This window comes from Rhodococcus sp. 5A-K4, from assembly GCF_046097995.1.
GTDB classification, from domain to species: domain Bacteria; phylum Actinomycetota; class Actinomycetes; order Mycobacteriales; family Mycobacteriaceae; genus Rhodococcus_F; species Rhodococcus_F erythropolis.
In genome coordinates this window covers 41,308-65,885 of sequence record NZ_JBJURM010000018.1, presented here as the reverse complement: position 1 = coordinate 65,885, position 24,578 = coordinate 41,308, and the positions used below count along the sequence as shown (strand labels likewise).

The following is a 24,578-nucleotide window of genomic DNA, read 5'->3' as shown; positions in this document are numbered from 1 at the left end:
GTTCTACTCGATGGATCTGAACTTGATCACCCATTGGCACCCGCTTCCTGGACGGGTAATCGAATGGGGCGTCACGCATGCTTCCGCTCAACGAGCCGCCGAAGCCGAGATCGACCGAGAACTACCCCCGACCACGATGCAGGATCGCCACCTGCGACGCGCCCGCGTCACCGCAGAGAAGGGCGATCCGCAGTCTCCGTGGATCGGTATCGCCTTCGATTTCGCAGGAACACTCGACCGCGACGCCATGACGCGAGCCCTGCAGCGCTACGTCCGTCGCCACGACACGCTGCACAGCTGGTTCTCCTTCGACGAAGCAACCACCGACGCTGCGGACACCGCGTTCGAGGTCCGTCGACACGTGGTGCCGGTCGAGAGCATCGAACTCGAGTACCGCGTCGGCGACGACGTCTCCGAATCCGAGGCGATCCGCGCACTCGTCGCAACCAAGTTCGCAACGGAAACCAGTGCCCTTCAGTGGCCGGCCTTCGTGTTCGGCGCCGTCGAGCACCACCATGCCGACCTCGAAGCCGATCCGAGCTTCACCCTGTTCCATGCAGTCGACCACGCCCATTCGGACATGAACTCGATGGTGCTGATGTACGCGGAATTGCGTCAGCTCTACGCCGCGGAAACGACCGGGTCACATCCCGAACTGGGCCCCGCGGGAAGTTACGCACAGTTCGGTCGCGTCGAACGCGAGCGAACAACCGAACTGACTATGCAGTCCCCCGAAGTGCACCAGTGGCTCGGTTACCTCATGCGCAGCGGCGGCTCGTTCCCCGGATTTCCGCTCCCGCTCGGGGCGGAAGACGCGCCCAAACCGGCTATCGGTTCACGCTTCGACCTGGCCGACGACAATGAGTGCGAAAGGTTCGGTGCGGTCTGTAAAGCCAACGGCGCCAACTTCATCGGTGGAATATTCACCGCCCTCGCGATTGCGGAATTCGAACTGGCCGGACGCGACAAGTACATCGCCCTCTCGCCGGTCAGCACACGAACCGAGGCCGACTCGTTTGCACAGGGCTGGTACATCAACCTGATCCCGGTCGGCATCGACGTCGACGACAAGCGACGCTTCACCGAGTTGGCAAAGCTCGGGCAGCAGGGGTACCACGACGGCAAGGCACTCCTCGATGTCTCTGTGCAGCAAGTCATCGATCTGGTTCTGTCGAGCTTGGCCGAGTCGGATTCCGCACCCGGCGGATTGTCGAAGACGCTCACCCCACCGCCGATCGTCTCGTACATCGACGGCCGCCGCATGCCGGATCCATACAGTTACGCCGAGACGAAGGCAACGGGAATCGTCGGCGGCAAAGAGACGCAGATCGCGTCGATGTGGATCAACCGGATGCACACCGGCACCTGGATCGCCGTGTCCCACCCTGACACCCCTATTGCCCACGAATCGGCCACCCGCTTCGCCGAGCACGTCTCCAAGATCATCAAAACTGTTGCAGCTCAGGGCGACTACTCGTTCTCGGCACCAGAGGGAGCGTCCTGATGCATGTCACCTCGATCGATCGATACGGACTCGAGCCCGGAATCGTCACCGAATGGTCGCTCCAGCCCGCGGACGGCGCCGTCACCGAGTCGGAAGTACCACCGTCGTACAACCAACATTTCCATCTCGAGACTGCGCGAACACACGGCATGGGCCGGAGTGTGTGGATGGCAGCCGCATTCGACCTTCCCGGAGAACTGAATCGGCCCGCACTCGATCTCGCGCTGCGCCTGTTCATCAGTCGCCATGACACTCTGCACACAGGATTCGAGGTGGGCGAGTTCACCACCACCCGAATGGGACTCGATCCCGACGGCACACACATCGAGACTTCGGAACCTGTGAAGTTCGATTCGACCGAAGTCCTCCGAGCGCACCTCAAGAAGCGATTCACGACGGTATGCGATCCACTGACCTTCCCCGCCTACACGTTTGCCACGGTCGAACGCGAAGAGCACTACACGGTCCTGAGCGCCTTCGATCACACCCTCGTCGACGGCTACTCGTTGGTCATCGCTCTCGGGGAACTGCGACAGATCTACGAGGGACTGATCGCAATACCCGAACTGACCGACCACGAGGCCGTCGACGCAGTGATGAGCCGACTGGGTGACCCGGGAAGTTTCGTGCGGTACTGCGAACTGGAGGCCGACGCTCTGCTTCCCGTCGACAACGACCCTCGAATCCGAGAGTGGGCAAGGTTCTACGAGATTTGTGGTGGCACATCGCCGAGTTTCCCCTTGGATCTCGGCGTCGAGGCAGGAAAGCCCGCGCCTCAGGGCGCCGATGTGCGCGTGCTGCTCGACGAGGAACTGACCGCGACGTTCGACGAGATCTGCCTATCCGCCGGCGGTAGCGTGTTCACCGGAATCCTCACTGCGATGGGACTTTCCGTCCACTCGTTCACCGGACAGGCGACGCTTCCACTGCAATTCCCGCTGCACATCCGCAAAGATCCACGCTGGGCCGACGCCATCGGCTGGCTCACCACGAGCGCGCCGATCACGGTCCAGATCACTCCCGACGCGGATTTCGGTGCATCCCTTGCACATACGCACGCGTCATTCCGAGTTGCGTTGACGCTCGAGGGCGTCACCATGGCCCAGGTTCGAGATGCTTTGGGCGACAAGATTCGACGCACGCGCACTGACGTCTTCATGGTGTCGTACATCGATTACCGCAAACTACCCGGCACCGACGATCATGATCTCCTCAACGCTCATCACATCAGCAATGTGACTGTCGCCGACGATGCCCAGTTCTGGATTTCGCGAACGAACCGTGGTCTCTCGCTGCGTTCGCGCTTCCCGGACACCGACACGGCAAACGAAACCATGGTGAATTTCCTCACCGATCTCAACCGGATTCTGAGGGAAGTCTGCGCCCGGGGCGTGACGCCGATCGGAAGTGTCACCGAACAATTGAGAGATTCGAGCGTCGGGGCAGGAACACCGAGGATTTAGTGTCGGCAACGGGTACGAGCAGGCAGAACCTGCTTCCGGGCGTCTCCCCTTGCGCGCAGCGCATAGAATCGATCAAGTCCGTGTTCGAACCGAACGATTCGTCTTCAGGAGTACGCCCGTGCCCGTTGCCCCCGATCCCTCAACCGCGTTTGCCGAGTTCGCGCATCCCGACCGGTTGGTCTCGACGGAATGGCTCTCGGCGAATCTCGGTACGCCGGGCCTCAAGGTCGTCGAATCCGATGAAGACGTGTTGTTGTACGACGTCGGCCACATTCCCGGCGCAGTGAAGATCGACTGGCATCTCGACCTCAACGATCCGGTCACCCGCGATTACATCGACGGTGCGAAGTTCGCAGAGTTGATGAACCGCAAGGGCATCAGCCGCGACGACACCGTCGTCATCTACGGCGACAAGAGCAACTGGTGGGCCGCCTACGCACTCTGGGTCTTCACTCTGTTCGGCCACGAGGACGTCCGTCTTCTCGACGGTGGCCGCGATGCGTGGATCGCCGAGAACCGTGACACCGCATTCGACGTTCCCGACATCACGTCAACGGATTACCCGGTCGTCAAGCGCAACGACGCTCCCATCCGCGCATTCAAGGACGACGTACTTGCACACTTGGGCGACGGGCCGCTCATCGACGTGCGATCTCCGCAGGAGTACACCGGCGAGCGCACCCACATGCCCGACTACCCCGAAGAGGGTGCGTTGCGCGGTGGACACATTCCCAGCGCTCTCAGCATCCCGTGGGCGAAGGCAGCGGCACCGGACAGCCGCTTCCGCACCCGCACCGAACTCGGCGAGATCTACGGCGGTCTGTCGGCCGACGACAACATCGTCGCGTACTGCCGCATCGGTGAGCGTTCCAGCCACACCTGGTTCGTGTTGACCCATCTTCTCGGCTACCCGAACGTTCGTAACTACGACGGTTCCTGGACAGAGTGGGGCAATGCAGTGCGCGTCCCGATCGTCCAGGGCGAAGAGCCCGGCGCAGTTCCTTCCTCCGTATCGGCGTCATGAGCACTCTTCCTTCGGCCCTGGCCGAGATCGTCGACGACTTCGCAGCCGTCGGCGCCTCGGACAAGCTCACTCTTCTTCTCGAGTTCAGCCGAGAGCTACCGCCGTTGCCGGCGGAGCTCGAGCAGAGCGCGATGGAGCCGGTCCCCGAATGTCAGTCGCCGCTGTTCCTCTCGGTCGACGATTCGGATCGCGACAACGTCCGTCTGTACTTCAGCGCGCCCCCCGAGGCTCCCACGACGCGTGGTTTCGCATCGATCCTCGCGCAGGGGCTCGACGGTCACAGCGCGGACGAGATCCTCGGTGTACCCGACGACTTCTATTCGGCGCTCGGTCTCGCAGAAGCTGTGAGCCCGCTCCGTCTGCGCGGAATGTCGGCCATGCTCGCGCGCATCAAGCGGCACTTGCGGGGCTGAAAACATGGAGTTCACCGAACTGGCCGACTATGCGATTCCGGCCGGCGCACTCGTCGAATGGTTGCCGTGCGCAACCGGGCCTTGGGTTCCGGATCCGCGGCCCGTCTCCTACATTCACGAGGCACATCTCAACCGTTCCGCTGCAGGCGCGGGCGACAAGTCTTGGCTGGGAACAGCTTTCGAGATTTCCGGCCCGCTCGATGTCGATGCGTTCCGAGTCGCCCTCGGCCGCTGGATCGACCGTCATGAAGTTCTGCGCTCGCATACCGTCCTCGAGCCCTCGAGTGGCGAGATCACCCGGCACACCGTCCCGATCGGCGGAATCGACATCGGGGTCGTCAGCCACGGCTACGACGCATCCAGCCAGGACAACTTCGACCACCTTCACCGCCTGTTCGACGATTACGCGTCCCCGCACAGTTGGCCGTCGTACGTCTTCGCGACGTTGACGCCCCGCGGTGGCGACGGTCCGTTCACCGTGTTCTTCGCGGCGGACCACTCGATCATCGACGGTTTCTCGATCGTGCTGGTCGCTCACGAGATCGCAGCGCTGTACCGCGAGGCCTCGACCGGCAGCGCTGCAAATCTGTTCCCGGTGGGCAGCTACGTCGATTTCGGTGCCGTCGAACGCGAGCAGATGGCCGACATGGAAGCCGAGAAGGCTGCGGTGGAGATCTGGCGTAAGGCTCTCGGAACGGACGGGTTACCCCAGTTCCCGCTACCGATCGGTGAACGCGGAACCGATTCTCAGAACGGCCTGTCGACCTGGCTACTCGACGCCGAGCAGTCCAAGGCCTTCAGTTCGACGTGTGCAGCCGCCGGCGTGGGTTATTTCGCCGGACTACTCGGCGGACTTGCGGCCGTAGGTCGCGAAGTCGCGGGATCCGATCAATTCGAGGTCGTGACGCCGGTTCACACCCGCAGCGCTCAGGAGTGGGCGGGTGCGCTCGGCTGGTTCGTCGGACTGTGCCCGGTCGAGTTCGCCGTTGGATCGGACTGTTCGTTCGGCGACCTCGCGACACGCGCCGCCGAATCGATCGCTTCGGTCAAGCCTGCCGCCGCTGTCCCGTTCGATCGGATCGGTGAGCACCTCGAAACCCCGATTCGACCGCGATTCGTGGTGTCCTACATGGATGTTCGCTTTGTACCCGAGGCCGCACAGTGGCCCGAATGGAACGCCAGAGCACTTCGAAGCAAGGCATACACGCACGACGTATACATCTGGATCAACCGCACACCCCAAGGCCTCAATCTCGCAGTCAGGTATCCAGGCAACGAGACGGCGAACGCCGCGGTTCACGCCTACGTGGCCACACTGCGCCGGACCGTCGAAGAAATCGTCGCCGAACCGGACACCGGCACCTCCGGCAGCTACTCATCGGTAGTTTTCGAAACCGTTTCCTAAGCCGGAGTGGGCTTTAGCGATCCGGTTACAGCCAGCGCCGAAGCGATGCATACACTCCGAAGTGATGCCAATCCCCCGATGGTGAAATCCCAGAGGAATACACCGCGGAGACAGACTATGCGAACCACAGGAGGCTCAGTGCCCAGTCATGCCAGCGCGCACATTACGAAGGTGCTTGTCGCGAACCGCGGTGAAATCGCGGTACGGGTCATCCGGGCGGCCAAGGATGCCGGCTACGGCAGCGTTGCCGTTTACGCCGAGCCCGACGCAGAAGCGCAGTTCGTGAAGCTCGCAGACGAGGCATTTGCCCTCGGCGGACAGACGTCCGCCGAGTCCTACCTCGTGTTCGACAAGATCCTCGATGCCGCCAAGAAGTCCGGCGCCGACGCCATCCACCCCGGCTACGGCTTCCTCTCCGAGAACGCCGACTTCGCCCAGGCCGTCATCGACGCGAACCTCATCTGGATCGGTCCGTCACCGCAGTCCATCCGCGACCTCGGCGACAAGGTCACGGCACGCCACATCGCAGAACGCGCGAAGGCCCCGATGGCTGCCGGCACCAAGGACCCCGTCAAGGGCGCAGACGAGGTCGTCGCATTCGCCAAGGAATACGGCGTACCGGTTGCGATCAAGGCTGCCTTCGGCGGCGGTGGACGCGGCATGAAGGTCGCCCAGACCATCGAGGAAATCCCCGAGCTGTTCGAGTCGGCCACCCGTGAGGCCATCGCAGCCTTCGGTCGCGGCGAGTGCTTCGTCGAGCAGTACCTGGACAAGGCCCGCCACGTCGAGGCTCAGGTCATCGCCGACCAGCACGGCAACGTCGTCGTCGCCGGTACCCGCGACTGCTCACTGCAGCGTCGCTTCCAGAAGCTCGTCGAAGAGGCTCCGGCTCCGTTCCTGACGGACGACCAGCGCGCACGCATCCACGCGTCCGCGAAGGCCATCTGCAAGGAAGCCGGCTACTACGGCGCCGGAACGGTCGAGTACCTGGTTCAGGGCGACACCATCTCCTTCCTCGAGGTCAACACCCGCCTGCAGGTCGAGCACCCCGTCACGGAAGAGACCGCGGGCATCGACCTGGTGCGTCAGCAGTTCCTCATCGCCAACGGTGAAGAGCTCTCCATCAAGGAAGATCCCACCCCGCGTGGACACTCCTTCGAGTTCCGCATCAACGGTGAAGACGCCGGCCGCGGCTTCATGCCCGCCCCCGGCCCGGTCTCCGTCTACCGTGAGCCCACGGGCCCCGGCGTCCGCGTCGATTCCGGTGTCGTCGCCGGCGACGTCATCGGCGGACAGTTCGACTCCATGCTCGCCAAGCTCATCGTCACCGGCGCCACCCGCGAAGAAGCCCTCCAGCGGGCATCGCGCGCTCTGGCCGAGTTCGAGATCGACGGCCTCGCGACCGTCCTCCCGTTCCACCGCCACATCGTCGAGAACCCGGCATTCGTCGGTGACGGCGAGAAGTTCGACATCTACACCAAGTGGATCGAAACCGACTGGGAAAACACCATCGAGCCGTACGCCGGTTCCGGTGCACCGGTCGACGACGAGGACGAGGCTCTGCCGCGTCAGAACGTCGTCGTCGAGGTCGGTGGACGTCGCGTCGAGGTTTCCCTCCCGGGCCAGTTCTCGCTCGGCAACGGCGGCGGCGCAGCATCCGGTGCCATCCGCAAGAAGCCGAAGGCACGCAAGCGCGGCGGCGCCGGCGGCGGCGCAGCATCCGGTGACGCCGTCACCGCTCCGATGCAGGGCACCGTCGTCAAGGTCGCAGTGACCGAAGGCCAGGAAGTCGCAGAAGGCGACCTGATCGCGGTTCTCGAAGCCATGAAGATGGAAAACCCCGTCAACGCGCACAAGGCCGGTGTCGTCACCGGACTGTCCGTCGAGCCGGGTGCAGCAATCACGCAGGGAACGGTTCTCGCAGAACTGAAGTAAGGCCTCCGGCCCCGTGCGCCTTTCCGGTAGTCCCCACTACCGGAAAGGCGCACAGTCGTTTGAGTAGGCTGTAACGATGGCTGACGTCCCCGACATTCGCATCGGCACTGCAGAACGCGAGCAGGCACTCGATCTCCTGAGCGAGCACTTCGCCGCAGGCCGCCTCACCGTCACAGAGTTCGACGAGAGAAGCGGAATCGTCAGTGCCGCAACAACTCGCAGTGAACTCGTTCCGGTGTTCGCCGATCTACCGGGCAACTATCAAGCTCCAGGCACCGCTCCCCTGTCGATGGTGACACCTCCCGCCGCACCGGCGGAGCGACGATTCAACCCCGACTGGTCCGGACGCGTCATGGCCGTCATCCCGATTCTCGCGGTGATCCTGTTCTTCGTCACCGGTACCTGGTTGTGGTTCCTCGCGATTCCCCTCGCCGGCGCACTGCTGTTCGGTACCGACAGGGAACGCAAAGCCAAGCGTCGCCGCGAGCGGGACTCCGACTGATGGAGCCGATCGAGATCAACGCAGGCGGATGGTATCTGCGAGCACTGCGCGCAGACGAGCGTGTGGACGACCGCCCTGCCCTTGCCGACGGCGGTATCACCGACCCCGATTACGTGAGTCAGCGGAGCGCTCAGTGGCACGAAAACAGCGTCTACTCCTGGGCCGTGTGCCAGCCCAACACCGGTGAGCTTCTCGCCGAGGTCGTTCTGACGCCTCTCGACTCCACCGCCCTGCTGACCGGCTGGGCCCGCGACGGGCACACCGAGGCGCTCACGACAGCCGCCGACGCCGTCACCAGGTTCGCCGAAGGTGCACTCGGACTCGTCGTCGTCGAGGGGCAGACGAATTGAAGAACAACCGATACTGGCCGCTGGCGATCGCCGTGGTCATTGCCCTGATCATGCTCTTCTCCCCGGGCTCCACCGTCCCGTCGAGCCCGGAGAACACCGACAAGATCACTCACACGTTGATGTTCGCGGTGCTGGCGATCACCTCGTTGCACGCCCGGATCCCGGCGTGGATCACCGCGGTGTGGCTCGTGATTTTTGCTGCGACTTCCGAGGTTCTTCAAGCAGCGCTGCCCATTTCGCGTTCCGGTTCGATCTGGGACGGCACCGCCGACCTGCTCGGCATCGCCATCGGGATCGGTATCGTCAGCCTCGTGATGCGGCGTCGAAGGGCCCGCGACGACGAGCCGAGCAGGTCCTGATCAGCTGAGCAGGTTGCTCCGCAATTGTTCCTGGGTCGACGCGTCGATCTTCAGGCCGTCGGTGAAGTAGGCCTCGATCGATCCGTGGACCTGCGCGAGCTCTGCCATCGACGCCTCCAGGTACTCGCGCCTGACACCGAGGACACCTTCGAGCAGGGTCGGATCGATACCCTTGGCCTCGAATCGCTCGAGGAGCGGCGCGAACATCGGCAACAGAACCTTGTTGGTTTCGAGGTAGTCCGCGAAGACCGCGTCCTCGGAGGCACCCAGGAACAGCAGTAGCGCGGCTGCGGCCCAGCCCGTGCGGTCCTTGCCCGTGGTGCAGTGAATGAGTGCCGGCGAGCTGGGCGGCTGCGCCAAGTCGACGAACAGTTGCCGGTACGACGCGACCGCACTCGGCAAGGTCACGAAATCGCGGTAACTTCCCTGAAAGTACTCGAGCGCCTGGCCGCCGCCCAACGCTTCGGCAGCAAACGCCGGGTCGGCGATCATCTGCTGCATCTGAGCCGGAATGGCGCGATACTGCTTGTCCGCCAATACGTCCAGGCCGAGTTCTCGTATTCCGTCCGGCGTCAGATCCGGCGCCGTCTCGCGTTCGGACTCGGTGCGCAGGTCGTAGATCGTGACGATGCCCAGATCGGCGAGGGTCTGTGCGCCCTCCGCACTGAGCGATGCCAGATCGGTGGAACGAAACACACTCCCGGTGCGGACGGTGCCACCGAAGCTCGATTCGGGTCCACCGATGTCTCGGAGGTTCGCCAGGGACGGTACGACGGAAGACAGCTTCGGAGTATCGGTCATACCTAAGAATGTATCTGTCACCGGAAAAGGGCGGCCGGAGAAATAAGATCGAGACACATCATCTCCCGTAATTGCTGCGCTACAGATCCGTAACATGCTCAAGTAATCCTGTGGACATGCCTACAACGAATTCCAGTGGTCTCGGAGCCTTCGATGCGCTCGGTGACCACCAGGCAGTCGCGGCGCTGCTCGAGTGTTGCCATTCCGCCGTGTGGGCACAGGAAATCGCCGCGTCTCGCCCGTTCACCGATCTGGAAGCTCTGTTCGACAAAGCAGATGCGGTGCTGGCCGAGCTTCCCGAGTCCGAGATCGACGACGCTCTGTCCGGCCACCCACGAATCGGTGAGCGAAGCGAAAGCGCGGCCTCGACCCGTGAACAGTCGGAAGTCTCGTCCGCGACAGAAGACGTCCTCGCGGAACTTCGACAGAAGAACGCCGAGTACGAAGAGACATTCGGCCATGTTTACCTGGTCTGCGCGTCGGGGAAATCTGGAACGGAGCTCCTCGACATCCTTCGAGGCCGTCTCCGAAACGACCCGGCGACCGAGCGTTCCGTGCTTCGAACCGAATTGGCCGCCATCAATCGAATCAGGCTTGCCCGTCTGATCGATTCACTCGCCGGAGGCGCAGCATGAGCAAGACCCTGAGCACGCACGTTCTCGACGCGACGACGGGCATTCCCGCGGCGGGGATTCGCGTCGAACTTCGTGATCGAGACGGCGTCACGATCACCAGTGTCGAGACCGACTCCGACGGCCGCATCCCCGAACTTGCTCCCGGTGGTCTGGTCACCGGTCACTACACCCTGACTTTCGACACGGGAACGTATTTCGAGACCAACGGACAAGAGAACTTCTACCCGGAAGTGACAGTGACCTTCCGGGTGGACGACACGACGCGGGGCTATCACGTCCCACTGTTGCTGTCGCCCTTTGCTTATTCCACCTATCGCGGGAGCTGAACACGTGACTACCGAAAACATCACAACCGGCAACATCACGACCGGTGTTACAAGCACCGACCGGTTGAGCGGATCCATCGAACTTACCGGTCACCAGTACGGCAAAGCTGAGAACAGGGTAGTCCGAATCTACCGCGACACTCCTCGTCACGAGATCCACGACATCAACGTCTCCACCTGCCTGCGTGGAGATTTCGCCGACGCGTACCTCACCGGCGATCAGTCGAAGGTTCTGCCGACCGACACGCAGAAACAAACGGCCTATTCCTACGCCAAGGAAAAGGGTCTGATCTCGATCGAGACGTACGGACTCGAACTCGCCCGTCATTTCGTCGACGACATCGAACCGGTCAGTGGCGCGCGGATCGAGATCGAGGAATACGCTTGGGAGCGTGCGATTGTCGACGGCAGCGAGCACGACTACACCTGGATTCGGAAGGGTCAGGAAGTTCGGACGGCGTCGATCACGATCTCCGATACTGGGACAGCCGATGCCGGGACGTGGGTGATCGGCGGTTTGAAGGACCTGGTGATCCTCAAATCGACCGGAAGTGAGTTCTCGGGTTTCCTCGAAGATCCGTACACGATCCTCGAGCCGACAGACGACCGCGTCATGGCGACGACGTTGGTCGCCCAGTGGCGATTCGTCACCACCGACGTCGACTGGGAATCGGTCTACGTGGGTATCAAGGCACAAATCGTCAAACAGTTCGCGCAGGTGCATTCACTTGCCTTGCAGCAGACGCTCTTCCACATCGGCAAGGCAATTCTCGAAGAGTTTCCGATCATTGCCGAGGTTCGACTGTCGGCACCCAACAAGCATCATTTCGAATATGCACTCGGCCGCTTCGGAGTCGAGAACGACAACGAGGTGTTCCACGCCGCCGATCGTCCGTACGGGCTGATCCAAGCTGCGGTCAGCCGATCCGACGCACCAGACGCGGGGCCGTCGTGGACACCCTATTCAGGCTGGTTGTCGTGACCGACCCGGCCCTCGGGACCACTCTCGTCGTCGCCAATGCCCATGTGGTCACGATGGACAGCGAGCTTTCCGAGCACCCCGACGGCTACGTCGTGATCTCGGGCAACAAGATTGTCGACGTGGGGGCCGGAAAGGCTCCCGTGTACCCCAATGCGCACGTGATCGACGGCAACGGTTGCCTGATCACGCCCGGTCTGGTGAACACACATCATCATCTCTACCAATGGATCACCCGTGGCCTGGCAGCAGACTCGACGCTCTTCGAGTGGCTGACCACGCTGTACCCCGTCTGGGCGGGTATCGACGCCGACGCCGTTCACGTGGCGGCCACCGGCGGACTCACCTGGTTGGCAAAAACCGGATGTACGACCACCACCGACCACCACTACGTCGTTCCCCGCGACGCCGGCGACGTTTTCGAAGCCGAGATCACCGCCGCTGCGCAGGTTGGCCTTCGATTCCACCCGTGTCGTGGGTCGATGGACCTCGGTCAGAGTTCCGGCGGCCTGCCACCGGATCACGTCGTGGAAAAACTCGACGACATCCTGACCGGCACGCAGTCGGTGATCGACCGCTGGCACGATCCGAATGCGGGGTCGATGCTGCAGATCGCGGTAGCTCCCTGCTCACCCTTCTCGGTGACGGAGTCACTGCTCCGAGAGTCCGCGACGCTGGCCCGCGAAAACGGCGTGCGAATGCACACGCATCTCGCCGAGACCCTGGACGAGGAAAGCTTCTGCCGAGAGCTTTTCGGTTGCACGCCGGTCGAATACATGGAACGCGTCGGTTGGGTGGGTCCGGACGTCTGGTACGCACACGCAGTCCATCTCGACGACGCCGGTATCGAGACGATGGCGCGAACCGGAACTGCCGCGGCACACTGTCCGACCTCCAATGCGCGACTGGGGGCCGGTATCGCCCGTGCCGCCGATCTGGTGAAGGGCGGGGTCACCGTGGGGCTCGGTGTGGACGGCGCGGCGAGCAACGAAGCATGCAGTCTGATCGAGGAGTCTCGTCATGCGCTTCTGTTTGCTCGCGCCAAGGGCGGACCGCAGACGATGACGGTGCGAAAAGCCTTGGAATTGGGAACGATCGGCGGCGCACGAGTTCTGGGCCGCGAGGGCGAAATCGGATCGATCGAGGTCGGAAAACTTGCCGACCTGGCGGTGTGGAAACTCGACACCGTCGCGCACGCCGGCATCACCGATCCGGTGGCGGCGCTCGTACTCGGCTCGACGCCCCCGCTGAAGTTACTACTCGTCAACGGGCAAATCGTAGTTGCCGACGGACGAGTCACCACCGTCGACGAGGACGTCGTGGCCTCGGATGTCGCACGCGCACACCGCGACCTACTCGGAAAGGCTTGAGGCAGCGATGGATCTGCACAGCGTCGACGAAGTTCTGGTGCCGCGGACCCGCTCCGAGCTCCCCTGTGCCTCACCCGGTATCGGGTTCATCGGCGGCGGCACCTGGCTGTACTCGGAACCGCAGCCGCACCTGACCACTCTTGTCGACCTTGCGGGCTTCGACTGGAAAGCTGTCGTGGTCGGCGATCTCGGTCTCGAAATCGCGGCCACCTGCACCATCGAGGAACTGTGCCGCGCCGGTCTTCCCACCTCATGGTCCGCCGCAGCGCTGTTCCAACACTGCGCTGACGCACTGCTCGCATCGTGGAAGGTGTTGCGATACGCGACCGTCGGCGGCAACATCGCGCTCTCCTTCCCGGCCGGAGCGATGACGACTCTGTGCACCGCTCTCGATGCCGAACTGACGATCTGGCGTCCGGACGGTACCGAATACTCAGTCCCCGTAGTCGATTTCGTCATCGACGATTCTCGCAACGTGCTCGGCCCCGGCGAGATCATCCGCAGTATCCGGATTCCCGTGCATGCACTGACCGCACGTACCGCGATGCGAAAACTGGCACAGACGTCACTCGGGCGATCGGCCGTAGCCGTTGCCGGACGCTGCGGTGCCGACGGTTTCACACTGGCGATCACCGCCGCGACCCGCCGTCCGTACGCTCTGAAATTCGACGAACTCCCCGACGCCGCTGCACTTGCGGATGCGTTGCACAGCAGGATTCCGGAAGACGCTTACTTCACCGATGTCCATGGAACTGCGCCGTGGCGGAAGGCGATGACTGACCTTCTCGCCGAAGAAATCCGAGGTGAACTGGAATGAAGTACTCGGTGGACGGAGTTCCCCGCGACGACCAGCCCCGCCCCGGACAGTGCCTGCGAACCTTCCTCCGCGAGCACGGAGCGAACTCCGTCAAGAAGGGGTGCGATGCCGGAGACTGCGGCGCCTGCTCGGTTCTGGTCGACGGACACCCCACCCATTCGTGCATATTTCCCGCCCACCGCCTCGGCGGCCGCGACGTCGTCACCGCCGCCGGCCTCGGAACACCGGAGAAACTTCACCCCATTCAACAGGCATTCGTGGACGCCGGTGGATTCCAATGTGGTTTCTGTACAGCGGGAATGGTAGTCACCGCATCAGCGCTGTCGGTCGAACAAAAATCCGATCTCGCGTGCTCGATGAAAGGTAACCTGTGCCGTTGCACCGGTTATCGGTCCATTCGTGACGCCCTCGCGGGTACATCCAATACCGAGACCGCCAAAACAGGCGGGGCACAAGGGCGTTCCATCGCAGCCCCGGCGTCCGCACGCATCGTCACGGGGACCGAGCAGTACACCATGGACTTCTCCCCGGGTGAGAAGCCGATCGGCCTGCTTCACGTCGCAGTACTCGGCAGTCCGCACGCACACGCACACATAACCCGGATAGACACGGCAGCAGCGGAAGCGGCGCCGGGCGTCGCCGCGGTCCTCACCTTTCAGGACAGTCCGGACGTGCTGTTCTCGACCGCCCGGCACGAGGACCGCAACGACGATCCGGACGACACGCGGGTGTTCGACAGGACCGTCCGTTTCCGCGGCCAGCGAGTCGCCGCGGTCATCGCCGAAACCCCGACGCAGGCGGAACGTGCACTCTCGCTGATCGAAGTCGACTACGAGGTACTCGACGCGGTATTCGAACCAGATCTGGCGCGTTCCCCCGGCGCTCCGCTTCTGCACGGCGACAAAGACGAGAGCTCGCGGATCGCAGAAGTCCCTCGCAACGTGGTTGCCGCGCTTCACGATGGTGTCGGCGATCTGGACCGTGCGCTTGCGGATGCCACTGCAGTCGTCGAAGGTACGTGGAAAACTGCGCGAGTCCAGCACGTGGCCTTGGAAACTCACGGCGCAGTGGGGTGGCTCGACGAGGACGGCCGTCTCGTCATCAGAAGCAGCACACAGGTGCCGTTTCTGGTTCGGGACGAATTGGCGCACATCTTCGATCTCGATCGCAGCCGAATCCGGGTGTTCGCCAAGCGGGTCGGTGGAGGCTTCGGCGGGAAGCAGGAACTACTCACCGAAGATCTGGTCGCACTCGCCGTCCTGCGAACGGGTAGGCCCGTTGCTTACGAGTTCAGCCGCAGCGATCAGTTCACCATCGCACCGTCACGGCACCCGATGCGAGTTTCGGTTCGCGCCGGCGCCGATGCCGACGGAACTCTCACTGCACTGGCCATCGACGTCCTTTCCGACGCCGGGGCGTACGGGAACCATTCGATCGGAGTCATGTTCCACGGTTGCGCCGAATCCATGGCGGTCTATCGCGCTGCAACCAAACGCGTCGACGCCGAAGCGGTCTACACGAACAACGTTCCGTCCGGCGCCTTCCGTGGTTACGGGCTCGGCCAGATCATCTTCGCCGTCGAGGCGGCCATGGATCAGCTCGCTGATCGTCTCGGCATGGACCCCTTCGAGTTTCGGCGGCGAAACGTCGTCGTACCCGGAGACGATTTTGTCGACTGGCACGTCGAGGACGGTGATCTCGAATTCGGCAGCTACGGACTGGACCAGTGCATCGACCTCGTCGACAGTGCACTGTCGAGCGGACGCGGCGAGGCTGCACCGGCAGGGTCGCGTTGGCAGATCGGCCGGGGCATGGCAATTGCCATGATCGCGACGATCCCGCCGCGTGGTCACTTCTCCGACACCACCGTCGCACTCGAGGCAGACGGTCGGTACGTCGTGAACATCGGGACCGCTGAGTTCGGCAACGGAACCACCACGATTCACCAACAGATCGCGGCCACCGAATTGCGGACGACAGTCGATCGCATCACGATTGTTCAATCCGACACCGATGCAGGCGGATACGACACCGGAGCATTCGGGTCGACGGGAACGGTGGTCGCCGGCAAGGCGCTCCTGATCGCCTGCGAGCGCCTTCGCGAGCGGATACTGACCCGTGCAGTGCGATTGAGTGGCCGCGGCGCGCAGATCGACGATCTTTCGCCGGACGGGGTCGAAACGTCCCACGGTTGCCTCGATTTCGCGACGCTACTCGAAGGTGGCCCGCTCGCCGCTGACGGTCGCCACGACGGAACACCGCGCTCGGTCTCGTTCAACGTTCACGGTTTTCGCGTTGCCGTCGACACGGATACCGGCCGGGTGAAGATCCTGCAGTCGGTTCAGGCCGCCGATGCCGGCACCGTCATGAACCCGGCACAACTGCGAGGGCAGGTGGAAGGCGGTGTCGGACAGGCCCTCGGCGCTGCACTGTCGGAGGAAATCGTCATCGAAGAAGGTCGAGTGATCAATCCTCAGCTACGCAATTACCACGTTCCACAGATCGGAGATTTGCCGATCACCGAAGTACTGTTTGCCGACACGTACGACAAACTCGGGCCTTTCGGCGCAAAATCGATGAGTGAGGCCCCCTTCAATCCGGTAGCACCGGCGTTGGCAAACGCGATAGCCAACGCGTGTGGAGTGCGTATGTACTCCACACCGATGACACCGGATCGAGTGTGGAGCGAACTCCAGGCCAGAGCCTAGACTTCGCGCTCGAGCACTCGCTCGACTGCGTCGACCGCGTCGTCCAACTCACCGGTGGTCACCGTCAGCGCGGGACGGAATCTGATTCCTCTCTTCCCGGTTGGCAGTATCATCACTTGCTCGTCTTCTCGCAGTCGCTGGACGACGCGATCACGAAGGTCACTGTCCGCCAACGTAATCGCGCACATCAGACCACGACCGCGCGGCTCGGTCGCCGCCGCGTAGCGCCCGCAGACTTCGGTCAACCGGGCAAGGAGATGCGCACCCGTGAATCGCGCGCGGTCGATCAGCCGGTCCTGCTCGATGACTTCGAGTATCCGCCGGGCGCGCACCATGTCGGTGAGGTTGCCACCCCACGTCGAATTGATCCGGGAACTGACGTGAAACACATTGTCGCGCACTTCATCCACTCGACCGCCGGCCATGATGCCGCAGACCTGCGTTTTCTTACCGAAGGCAACCACATCCGGATGCAATCCCAATTGCTGATAGGCCCAAGCGGTTCCGGTGATTCCGCATCCCGTTTGCACCTCGTCGAGAATGAAGAGGGCGTCATTCTCACGACACAGCTCTTGCATCGCCTGCAGGAATTCCGGCCTGAGGTGATGGTCACCGCCTTCGCCTTGGATCGGCTCGGCGATGAAACAGGCTATATCGTCGGGGTTGTCGGAAAACGCTCGGCGCGCTTGGTCGAGAGCTTTCCTCTCCGCAGCTTCGACATCGCGACCGTCTGCGAGATACGGCGAGTCGATCCGTGGCCAGTCGAACTTGGGGAATCTCGCGACCTTGCCCGGTTCGGTATTGGTGAGCGACATCGTGTATCCGCTCCGACCGTGGAAGGCCTCGGTCAAATGCAGGACCTTCGTCCCCAGATCGCTTGACAATCCACGGCTTTCGTTCAACCGACTCTTCCAGTCGAAGGCAACCTTGAGCGCATTTTCCACCGCAAGTGCCCCGCCGTCCACGAAGAACAAGTGTGGGAGCGCCGAATCCCCCAGGACCCGAGCGAAAGCCGCAACGAAGCGCGCCATAGGCTCGGTGTAGATGTCGGAATTACTCGGCTTGTTGGAAGCGACAACGGCCAATTCCTGCTGGAATTCCTCGTCGTCGGCGATCGCCGGGTGATTCATCCCCAGGGCGGAAGAGCCGAAGAAACCGAACATGTCCAGAAACTCGGTGCCGTCTCGCAGGTCGCGGAGATACGAACCTTGCGACCTTTGCACATCGAGAATCAGATCGAATCCGTCGACGAGAATGCTGGCCTTCAGCACCTCGTAGACCGGAAAGAGCGCACTGTCACCGAAGTCTCGCATCGCAGTACTCATACTGCGAAGATTATGTCAATTCTACGAAAGTGTCGATAGGAAGCCGTAAAAGTTACGGAACACCCGTCATTCGTCGTAAAAAGTTTGTAGGATGATGGTGCTTCGCGTGTTGACGTTGGCTGCCGTACGGATCTCCTGCAGCAATCGTTCCAACGCGCGAGGTGACGCCACCCGGACCAGGAGGACGTAGCTTTCGCTCCCGGCCACGGAGTGACACGAGACGACGGCCGGTAGATGACGCAAGCGAGCAGGCGCATCGTCGGGCTGCGAAGGATCGAGAGGAGTGATGGCGACAAATGCGGACAGATTATGACCGAGTGCCTCCGGATCGATCTTCGCCGAGTAGCCACGGATCACCTTGCGAGACTCCAATCGACGCACTCTCGACTGGACTGCAGAGATCGAGAGTCCGGCCTTCTCAGCAAGACTCGCGAGAGTGGCACGGCCGTCCAAGACCAATTCACGCATCAAAAGTCGATCGGTTTCGTCGACCGGAACCCCGGCAGCGTCACTGGTTTCTGTTTCTCGCACCTGCGCAGGCTAACGCAATCGGACATTCGTATGGTTGAAACCTGGGAGCTACGTGCACGGTTCGCAGCGGCCCTCGCCAAGATGTATGGGGACGAGGTCCCCGCTTACAACACCTTGGTAGATGTAACGATGCAGGTGAACCGTGATTTTGCCGCCGAGCATCCGGATTCGGCGGAGCGCCTGGGCAGCCTGGCGAGAGTCAGCGCCGAGCGTCACGGCGCCATCAGACTGGGGACTCTCGACGAACTACGTGACGTAGCCACCGTCTTCGGCGGATTCGGTATGTTTCCGGTCGGCTACTACGACCTCCGGCTCACCGACTCCCCCATTCCCGTTGTCTCGACGGCCTTTCGCCCCACCGACCCTGCCCAACTCGCCCGGAACCCGTTCCGTGTTTTCACTTCGGTACTGACCGGCTCCGATTCCAGGTTCTTCGACACCGACCTCGAGCGTCGGATCACCGGGTTCCTGCGTCGCCGCACCCTGTTCTCTCCAGAACTTCTGCAGTGGGCACGGCAAGCGAACCGCGAGTGCGGCCTACCGGAGCCCGAGGCGACACAATTCGTCGAAGCGGCGACCTCGGCGTTTCGGCTCGGCACCGATCCCATCGACGCCGGTTGGTATCGCGAACTTGCCGCGATCTCACCTGTCGCCGCAGACATCGCCGGCCAGAGCTCGACACATGTCAACCACCTCACCCCGCGAGTGCTCGACATCGACGAGTTGTACCGCCGAATGACCGAGCGCGGCATCACCATGATCGACCGCATCCAAGGCCCGCCGAGATGGAATGGACCGCCACTGCTTCTGCGGCAGACGTCGTTTCGCGCACTCGCCGAAGACAGACGTTTTCGCCGGCCGGACGGATCGGTCACCACAGAACCTGTCCGCGTCAGATTCGGCGAGGTCGAGGCACGCGGAATCGCGTTGACCCGCAGCGGGCGTGCAATCTACGACCGACTGATCGCAAGGCCCGCGGACGCCGACTGGGACAGCGAATTTCCGCACACCGAGGACGGACTCGACGACGCGGGGTTGGCGTACTTCACGTACCGAAACGAAGGAACTGTTGTCGTCCGCGACCCGATCGTCTACGAGGACTTCCTACCGGCATCCGCGGCCGGGATCTTCGCGTCCAATCTCGATTCCGTGACCGGATTCGTTTCCGATGCGCCCGGCGCCGAATACGGGCAGGATCGATTGGAGGGCGCCATCGACCGCACCATCGAAGATCCGTTCGAGCTGTACCGCGCACAACAAGAGGCATCACGTGCCCTGCTTTCTCCCGCCAACAACCACTCCCGCCTACAAACACTCCCGCCTTCAAACACAGAGGACTCCCCGTGAACCTGCCTGATCCTTCGAGCCTCGCCGATCGCGCCGAGAGAGCCCTCGCTGCCTGCGGTGTCGAGTGGCCCGCCGGTGATCTGAGCGCACACACGCCGATCACCGGCACACAGCTGCGTACGGTCCGGCAGCACTCCGGCCGAGAGGTCGACGACGCCGTCGAGGCGGCTCATCGAGCGTTCCTCACCTGGCGCACCGTCCCCGCTCCGGCGCGCGGCGCGGTCGTGCGGCGGCTGGGCAGCCTACTTACCGAGCACAAGGAGGATCTCGCGGAGATCGTGACGCTGGAGGCAGGCAAGGTCACCTCGGAAGCTCTCGGCGAGGTACAGGAGATGATCGACATCTGTGAGTTCGCGGTCGGTCTCTCCAGGCAGCTCTACGGGCGCACCATGCCGTCCGAACGTCCCGGCCACCGGTTGTCGGAAACGTGGCACCCGCTCGGCGTTGTCGGGGTCATCTCTGCGTTCAACTTTCCGGTAGCGGTGTGGTCGTGGAATACCGCCATTGCTCTGGTCTGCGGCGACTCCGTCGTCTGGAAGCCTTCGGAAACCACTCCGTTGACCGCTCTGGCATGTCATGCGCTCCTGCGGCGTGCGCTCGCGGATTGTGAAGCACCGATCGACGTGCACCAGTTGGTCGTCGGCGGACGTGACGTCGGTGAGGCGCTGGTGGACAACCCACTCGTGGCCTTGGTCAGCGCCACGGGTTCCGTGCGGATGGGCCGCGCCGTGGCTCCGCGGGTCGCCGCGCGCTTCGGACGCAGTCTTCTGGAGTTGGGTGGGAACAACGCCGCGGTCGTCACGCCGTCGGCGGATCTCGAGCTTGCCGTGCGCGGAATTGTCTTCTCCGCCGCGGGAACTGCCGGGCAGCGCTGCACCTCACTGCGCCGACTCATCGTTCACGAGTCGATCGCCGACAAGGTCGTCGACCGCATTGCGTCCGCGTACGCGCAACTCCCGGTCGGTAGTCCCTTCGATTCCGGTGTTCTGGTCGGACCGCTGATCAACGAAGCCGCGTACGAGGCAATGCAGAAGTCCCTCTCGGCCGCGCGCGGCGACGGCGGAACCGTGGTGTGTGGCGGTGATCGCGTCGGCGAATCCGGGTTCTACGTGACACCTGCTCTCGTTCGTATGCCCGCACAGACCGAGGTGGTACGGGCGGAAACATTTGCACCCATCCTCTATGTCTTGACCTACACCGACTTCGACGACGCTATTGCGCTGCACAACGGTGTACCTCAAGGACTTTCATCCTCGATCTTCACACTCGATCAGCGAGAAGCAGAGCGCTTCCTCGCCGCCGACGGCTCCGATTGCGGCATCGCGAACGTGAACATCGGAACGTCCGGTGCGGAGATCGGCGGCGCATTCGGCGGCGAGAAGGAGACGGGCGGCGGACGCGAATCGGGTTCGGATTCATGGAAGGCCTACATGCGCCGAGCCACCAATACCGTCAACTACTCGGACCAGTTGCCGCTGGCTCAAGGCGTCGAGTTCGGCTGAACGCGTTCTGGGCAAAATCGGCGATCGCTTCGATCAACTCCGGGAGCCTCGACAACTGCGGGGCGTGGTCGGTGTCCAGGCTGACCACCTGGGCACCGGGAACAAGTTTCTGCATGGCACGCTGAGCTTCGATCGGCACGGTTCGATCGAGCGTGCATTCGACATACAAACGCGGGACGGTTCCGAATCGTTCTTCCGTCCAGACGGGTGCCATCAGGCGGGCCGACTCCAGTTGTGGAACGAGCATGCGCGCGGCGAAGATCGCATCAGCCACCGGCGCTTCGTGGAAGAACACAGCGGCACCGGCTTCGGGCGGAACCACCGTCGCATTCCCGTCGTCCACGGGGACCAACCAACGTGAGATCCCGACCGGACTTGCCAGACCGACTTCGATGCAGAGCATCCCGAAGTCCATCTGCGATGGAAGCATCATCCCCGCGACGTACACAAGACCCGCTACCCGCGACGGCAGTAACTCAGCCACCTGTGAGGCCACGATGCCTCCGCCGGAGTGACCGACGAGGGTGCACTGCCCGTCCAGGGACTCGACTACTGCCACAACATGTTCGGCAACTGCGTCGAGATCGATCACGTCGTCGGGGTTCCAACTTCCCGAGCCGGGAAGCTCCACCACAACGGGATTGAAGCCGGCCGATTTCAGTGGGCCACACACACGATCCCAGACCCAACCGCCGGCCCACGCTCCGTGGATGAGGACGATGTTCCGTGCACTCACTGCTTGATCTCGAACTCTGCAGCCGAAAGTACCCGAGCCGCCTCACGACCTGCGGCGGCGTTGGACTTTCCCTGCCTCGACCCGGCCAATTTGGCCTTGATGTGATCGCGGACGGTAATGGATTCGTACTCCAAGCCGGAGTCGTCCTGAAAACTCGGCAGAGTCGCAATCACCGCGTCGACGTTTCCGTCGTGGAAGAAGGCCGCCGATCGCCGACGCTTGATGGTGCCGTTCACCACCGGAGGCGCAACTCGGTGCAGCGTGGACATCCACCTGTCGTTGGTCAGTCGCGCGGTGAGATCCCCGAGATTGACCAGTAGCGCGCCGTCGACCGGCCAGACATCGTGCCAGCGTCGGTCGCTCCCGAGTACTTGCAAACCTTCGACCTGATCCGCCCACAGCACGGTGACCAGCCCGAAATCGGTATGTTCGCCCATACCCTTCAACTCACCGTCCAATGTCACCGTCCCTTCGGGTAATGCGTAGTTGTTCATCCGCAGTACGTCGATGGAATGGTCGGTGATCGACTCGAAGAATCCTGGGGTCAGACCGAGCGCATCTTCGAAAATAGTTGTCAGTGTGCGTGCCACCCGCTCGCCATGGGCGTAGTAATTCTCCACTCGTTCCGTGAAACCTGGCACTGCGGGCCACAGATTGATTCCGTAGTCCTCCTCCGACAGTTCGAGTTCGGTGAATGATCTGGCTTCGGTTCCGACGTTGAAGGCCTCGAAGAAGTCATTCATCCGAGTCGCGGATTCGACGCCGAGGCTCAAGCTCAGCGACTCGCTCTTGGGCGGGCTGTATCCACGATTCGCGCCCTCGATTCGGTAGCCCGTTTTCGTCTCCATCGGCAGCCCGAAGAAGTCGTCCATGGCTTCGGCGAGGCCGGAAGAAACATCGGTCGGAACGCCGTGGCCCCGAATCTGGATGAAACCGACAGTCCGACAGGCATGGTCGACTTCGGCGGCTACTCGCGCCTTGTCCTGGTCGGCACCACCGAGTACGTAGGGCGAGATGTCGATGACGGGAACTTCGAAGGGATCAGACTGGGACGATGACACTGGCGTCTCCTGCAGAGCTGGTAGCGGGTTCAGTTTGTGCAGTGGGGTGGAGGCTCTCTCGCGATCGCCTCGCGAGTTCACCGAGTCGGGTGTGATTGAACAGCAGATTGAGTGAAAAGGCAGAGGCCGCAGCCAAGGTGATGCCGCTACCGAGGAGGATCTGAGCCGAGGAGGGGAATCGCTCGAACATCCCCTCCGCAAATTCCGGCAGAATACCGATTCCGACGGACACAGCAGCGATCGTGGTGTTGATCGGGTCACTGAGATCGACCTTGCGCAGTGTGTTGATTCCGACCACGGCGACAGTGGAGAACAAGATGATTCCGACGCCGCCGACCACCGGATCAGGCAGGGCTGCAACTACTTCACCCATTCGCGGGATGAGGCCGAGGACGATCAGAATGGCACCGCTGGTAGCGGTCACGTACCGGCTGTACACCCGGGTCGTGGCAACGGCGCCGACATTCTGCGAGAAAACGGTGTCGACAAAGGCATTGAAGATTCCGCCCAGAACTCCCGACATGCCGTCGGCCACCAGCCCGCGTGCGAGATCTGCTTTTTTCAAAGGCTTTCCGGTGATCTCGCTGACCGCCAGCATGCTCGCCGTCGATTCTGCGAAGACGACTGCCATGACGATACTCATCGCCACCACGGCGGTGACGGGAAACTCCGGAGCGCCGAAGTGGAACGGCATCGGGAAGCCCACCCAGGCCGAGCCGCCGACGCCACTCAGATCGATCAGACCCATCGGGATGGCGATCACGGTACCGATCACCAGTGCCATCAGTACACCGAGTTGCGTCCACATCCCGCGACCGAGGCAGATGAACGCCACCGCGACCACAACGACTGCGGCAGCCAGCGCCAGATTCTTCGGATCGGCGAACGACGGGGAGGTCGGGTCGTTTCCGACGATCAGTCCTCCCGCGACACCGATCAACGAGATGCCGATGACTGTGAGGACGACGCCGGTGACCAGGGGTGGGAAGTATCGGACGATTTTGGCGAACGGGACGGCCAAGGCTATGCCGACCACGCCACCGACCAGCATGGACCCGTACACGGCCTGCAGGCCGTACTCCTTGGCGATCAGAATCATCGGCGTCAGCCCGGCGAACGTCGCACCGCAGACGATCGGCAGGCGGACACCGGCAACCTTGCCGACGCCCAGGCTCTGAATGATCGTGATGATGCCTGCAACGAGCAAGTCCGCACTGATCAGCATCGCGACCGTGCTGCGGTCCAGCCCGACTGCGGCACCGAAAACCAGCGGAACCGTGATGCAACCGGTGTACATGATGAGGACGTGCTGAAGAGCAAAAGCAGACTGGCGGGCAATGGGGAGCCGCTGGTCGACTGGATGGATGGCCATGCGCCGATCTCCGTCCGAAGCTGGAAGTGTTTCGTGTACGGGACTATTCAGCACGTCGATAATTTCTTACCGTGGTCGAATTTGTTTCGTCTGTGTAATCAAAACTTTCACCA

General features: G+C 62.6%; 23 protein-coding genes. 17 read left to right on the top strand and 6 right to left on the bottom strand.

The annotated features are described in order from the left end of the window. Positions 1-10 precede the first annotated feature (10 nt). From ACKAMS_RS22095 to ACKAMS_RS22055, 9 genes are all read left to right on the top strand, one after another. Positions 11-1,504: a condensation domain-containing protein gene (locus ACKAMS_RS22095; RefSeq protein WP_020907077.1), complete on the top strand. Its 1,494-nt coding sequence runs from the start codon at positions 11-13 to the stop codon at positions 1,502-1,504. Then, entirely contained in the window at positions 1,504-2,967 is a 1,464-nt protein-coding gene (locus tag ACKAMS_RS22090; RefSeq protein WP_408989522.1) for a condensation domain-containing protein, read from the top strand. Before ACKAMS_RS22095 ends, ACKAMS_RS22090 begins: the two co-directional genes overlap by 1 nt. A 118-nt stretch (positions 2,968-3,085) precedes the next feature. Continuing rightward, entirely contained in the window at positions 3,086-3,991 is a 906-nt protein-coding gene (locus ACKAMS_RS22085) for a sulfurtransferase (protein WP_019747746.1), read from the top strand. Then, entirely contained in the window at positions 3,988-4,404 is a 417-nt protein-coding gene (locus ACKAMS_RS22080; RefSeq protein ID WP_019747745.1) for a SufE family protein, read from the top strand. Before ACKAMS_RS22085 ends, ACKAMS_RS22080 begins: the two co-directional genes overlap by 4 nt. A 4-nt stretch (positions 4,405-4,408) precedes the next feature. Further along, positions 4,409-5,809 carry a condensation domain-containing protein gene (locus ACKAMS_RS22075; RefSeq protein WP_046378325.1) on the top strand — a complete coding sequence of 467 codons (1,401 nt, stop codon included), beginning with the start codon at positions 4,409-4,411 and terminating at the stop codon, positions 5,807-5,809. Positions 5,810-5,947: 138 nt separating this feature from the next. Further along, positions 5,948-7,744, top strand: coding sequence for an acetyl/propionyl/methylcrotonyl-CoA carboxylase subunit alpha (locus tag ACKAMS_RS22070; RefSeq protein ID WP_019747743.1), 1,797 nt, complete (start codon positions 5,948-5,950; stop codon positions 7,742-7,744). A gap of 76 nt (positions 7,745-7,820) precedes the next feature. Continuing rightward, on the top strand, positions 7,821-8,246 hold the full coding sequence (locus ACKAMS_RS22065) for a DUF1707 domain-containing protein (protein WP_020907074.1): 426 nt from the start codon (positions 7,821-7,823) through the stop codon (positions 8,244-8,246). After that, positions 8,246-8,596: a hypothetical protein gene (locus ACKAMS_RS22060; RefSeq protein ID WP_003940792.1), complete on the top strand. Its 351-nt coding sequence runs from the start codon at positions 8,246-8,248 to the stop codon at positions 8,594-8,596. The genes ACKAMS_RS22065 and ACKAMS_RS22060 overlap by 1 nt, the downstream gene beginning before the upstream one ends. After that, a complete protein-coding gene (locus ACKAMS_RS22055; protein WP_113683015.1) occupies positions 8,593-8,955 on the top strand; it encodes a VanZ family protein in 363 nt (120 codons plus the stop codon). Before ACKAMS_RS22060 ends, ACKAMS_RS22055 begins: the two co-directional genes overlap by 4 nt. Here the strand turns inward: ACKAMS_RS22055 and ACKAMS_RS22050 are convergent, their stop codons facing one another. Then, positions 8,956-9,756: a tyrosine-protein phosphatase gene (locus ACKAMS_RS22050; protein WP_029255030.1), complete on the bottom strand. Its 801-nt coding sequence runs from the start codon at positions 9,754-9,756 to the stop codon at positions 8,956-8,958. Between the two features lie 116 nt (positions 9,757-9,872). On the opposite strand from ACKAMS_RS22050, the gene uraD reads away from it, so the two are divergent. The 6 genes from uraD to ACKAMS_RS22020 all read left to right on the top strand — a co-directional run bounded on the left by uraD (position 9,873) and on the right by ACKAMS_RS22020 (position 16,591). Then, on the top strand, positions 9,873-10,391 hold the full coding sequence (uraD, locus tag ACKAMS_RS22045; protein ID WP_113683016.1) for a 2-oxo-4-hydroxy-4-carboxy-5-ureidoimidazoline decarboxylase: 519 nt from the start codon (positions 9,873-9,875) through the stop codon (positions 10,389-10,391). After that, positions 10,388-10,717 carry a hydroxyisourate hydrolase gene (gene uraH, locus ACKAMS_RS22040; RefSeq protein ID WP_408989521.1) on the top strand — a complete coding sequence of 110 codons (330 nt, stop codon included), beginning with the start codon at positions 10,388-10,390 and terminating at the stop codon, positions 10,715-10,717. The genes uraD and uraH overlap by 4 nt, the downstream gene beginning before the upstream one ends. A 64-nt stretch (positions 10,718-10,781) precedes the next feature. Continuing rightward, positions 10,782-11,699, top strand: a complete 918-nt coding sequence (gene pucL / locus ACKAMS_RS22035; RefSeq protein ID WP_024487453.1) for a factor-independent urate hydroxylase — start codon at positions 10,782-10,784, stop codon at positions 11,697-11,699. Positions 11,700-11,752: 53 nt separating this feature from the next. Beyond that, positions 11,753-13,066 carry an 8-oxoguanine deaminase gene (locus tag ACKAMS_RS22030; RefSeq protein WP_230091204.1) on the top strand — a complete coding sequence of 438 codons (1,314 nt, stop codon included), beginning with the start codon at positions 11,753-11,755 and terminating at the stop codon, positions 13,064-13,066. 7 nt (positions 13,067-13,073) lie between these two features. Next, entirely contained in the window at positions 13,074-13,883 is an 810-nt protein-coding gene (locus ACKAMS_RS22025) for an FAD binding domain-containing protein (RefSeq protein WP_060938629.1), read from the top strand. Further along, positions 13,880-16,591 (top strand): molybdopterin cofactor-binding domain-containing protein, encoded by a 2,712-nt coding sequence (locus ACKAMS_RS22020; RefSeq protein ID WP_113683019.1) that lies wholly within the window; start codon positions 13,880-13,882, stop codon positions 16,589-16,591. Before ACKAMS_RS22025 ends, ACKAMS_RS22020 begins: the two co-directional genes overlap by 4 nt. Here the strand turns inward: ACKAMS_RS22020 and lat are convergent. Together lat and ACKAMS_RS22010 are read right to left on the bottom strand one after the other, a co-directional pair. After that, entirely contained in the window at positions 16,588-17,916 is a 1,329-nt protein-coding gene (gene lat, locus ACKAMS_RS22015; RefSeq protein WP_070796163.1) for an L-lysine 6-transaminase, read from the bottom strand. The genes ACKAMS_RS22020 and lat overlap by 4 nt on opposite strands. A 66-nt stretch (positions 17,917-17,982) precedes the next feature. Beyond that, a complete protein-coding gene (locus ACKAMS_RS22010) occupies positions 17,983-18,447 on the bottom strand; it encodes an Lrp/AsnC family transcriptional regulator (RefSeq protein ID WP_019747732.1) in 465 nt (154 codons plus the stop codon). Positions 18,448-18,477: 30 nt separating this feature from the next. Here ACKAMS_RS22010 and ACKAMS_RS22005 point away from each other — a divergent pair, with 30 nt between their 5' ends. Continuing rightward, on the top strand, positions 18,478-19,794 hold the full coding sequence (locus tag ACKAMS_RS22005; RefSeq protein ID WP_042951383.1) for a VOC family protein: 1,317 nt from the start codon (positions 18,478-18,480) through the stop codon (positions 19,792-19,794). Next, on the top strand, positions 19,791-21,296 hold the full coding sequence (locus tag ACKAMS_RS22000; RefSeq protein ID WP_408989520.1) for an aldehyde dehydrogenase family protein: 1,506 nt from the start codon (positions 19,791-19,793) through the stop codon (positions 21,294-21,296). The genes ACKAMS_RS22005 and ACKAMS_RS22000 overlap by 4 nt, the downstream gene beginning before the upstream one ends. Here ACKAMS_RS22000 and ACKAMS_RS21995 read toward each other — a convergent pair. The 3 genes from ACKAMS_RS21995 to ACKAMS_RS21985 are packed head-to-tail and all read right to left on the bottom strand — an operon-like array spanning position 21,247 to position 24,465. Next, positions 21,247-22,032 carry an alpha/beta fold hydrolase gene (locus ACKAMS_RS21995; protein WP_019747729.1) on the bottom strand — a complete coding sequence of 262 codons (786 nt, stop codon included), beginning with the start codon at positions 22,030-22,032 and terminating at the stop codon, positions 21,247-21,249. The genes ACKAMS_RS22000 and ACKAMS_RS21995 overlap by 50 nt on opposite strands. Then, entirely contained in the window at positions 22,029-23,093 is a 1,065-nt protein-coding gene (locus ACKAMS_RS21990) for an isopenicillin N synthase family dioxygenase (protein ID WP_408989519.1), read from the bottom strand. Before ACKAMS_RS21990 ends, ACKAMS_RS21995 begins: the two co-directional genes overlap by 4 nt. After that, complete coding sequence (locus ACKAMS_RS21985; protein WP_408989518.1) at positions 23,074-24,465, bottom strand: uracil-xanthine permease family protein; 1,392 nt, start codon at positions 24,463-24,465, stop codon at positions 23,074-23,076. The genes ACKAMS_RS21990 and ACKAMS_RS21985 overlap by 20 nt, the downstream gene beginning before the upstream one ends. Positions 24,466-24,578 lie beyond the last annotated feature (113 nt).

Excerpts from the sequence above, each read along its gene's own strand:
- ACKAMS_RS22075 (WP_046378325.1), top strand. The coding sequence starts at position 4,409 with ATGGAGTTCACCGAACTGGCCGACTATGCGATTCCGGCCGGCGCACTC.
- ACKAMS_RS22065 (WP_020907074.1), top strand. The coding sequence starts at position 7,821 with ATGGCTGACGTCCCCGACATTCGCATCGGCACTGCAGAACGCGAGCAG.
- ACKAMS_RS22005 (WP_042951383.1), top strand. The coding sequence starts at position 18,478 with ATGGTTGAAACCTGGGAGCTACGTGCACGGTTCGCAGCGGCCCTCGCC.
- ACKAMS_RS21985 (WP_408989518.1), bottom strand. The coding sequence starts at position 24,465 with ATGGCCATCCATCCAGTCGACCAGCGGCTCCCCATTGCCCGCCAGTCT.
- ACKAMS_RS22090 (WP_408989522.1), top strand. The coding sequence starts at position 1,504 with ATGCATGTCACCTCGATCGATCGATACGGACTCGAGCCCGGAATCGTC.
- ACKAMS_RS22020 (WP_113683019.1), top strand. The coding sequence starts at position 13,880 with ATGAAGTACTCGGTGGACGGAGTTCCCCGCGACGACCAGCCCCGCCCC.
- lat (WP_070796163.1), bottom strand. The coding sequence starts at position 17,916 with ATGAGTACTGCGATGCGAGACTTCGGTGACAGTGCGCTCTTTCCGGTC.
- uraH (WP_408989521.1), top strand. The coding sequence starts at position 10,388 with ATGAGCAAGACCCTGAGCACGCACGTTCTCGACGCGACGACGGGCATT.
- ACKAMS_RS22095 (WP_020907077.1), top strand. The coding sequence starts at position 11 with ATGGATCTGAACTTGATCACCCATTGGCACCCGCTTCCTGGACGGGTA.
- ACKAMS_RS22025 (WP_060938629.1), top strand. The coding sequence starts at position 13,074 with ATGGATCTGCACAGCGTCGACGAAGTTCTGGTGCCGCGGACCCGCTCC.
- ACKAMS_RS22030 (WP_230091204.1), top strand. The coding sequence starts at position 11,753 with ATGGACAGCGAGCTTTCCGAGCACCCCGACGGCTACGTCGTGATCTCG.
- ACKAMS_RS22060 (WP_003940792.1), top strand. The coding sequence starts at position 8,246 with ATGGAGCCGATCGAGATCAACGCAGGCGGATGGTATCTGCGAGCACTG.
- uraD (WP_113683016.1), top strand. The coding sequence starts at position 9,873 with ATGCCTACAACGAATTCCAGTGGTCTCGGAGCCTTCGATGCGCTCGGT.
- ACKAMS_RS22050 (WP_029255030.1), bottom strand. The coding sequence starts at position 9,756 with ATGACCGATACTCCGAAGCTGTCTTCCGTCGTACCGTCCCTGGCGAAC.
- ACKAMS_RS22080 (WP_019747745.1), top strand. The coding sequence starts at position 3,988 with ATGAGCACTCTTCCTTCGGCCCTGGCCGAGATCGTCGACGACTTCGCA.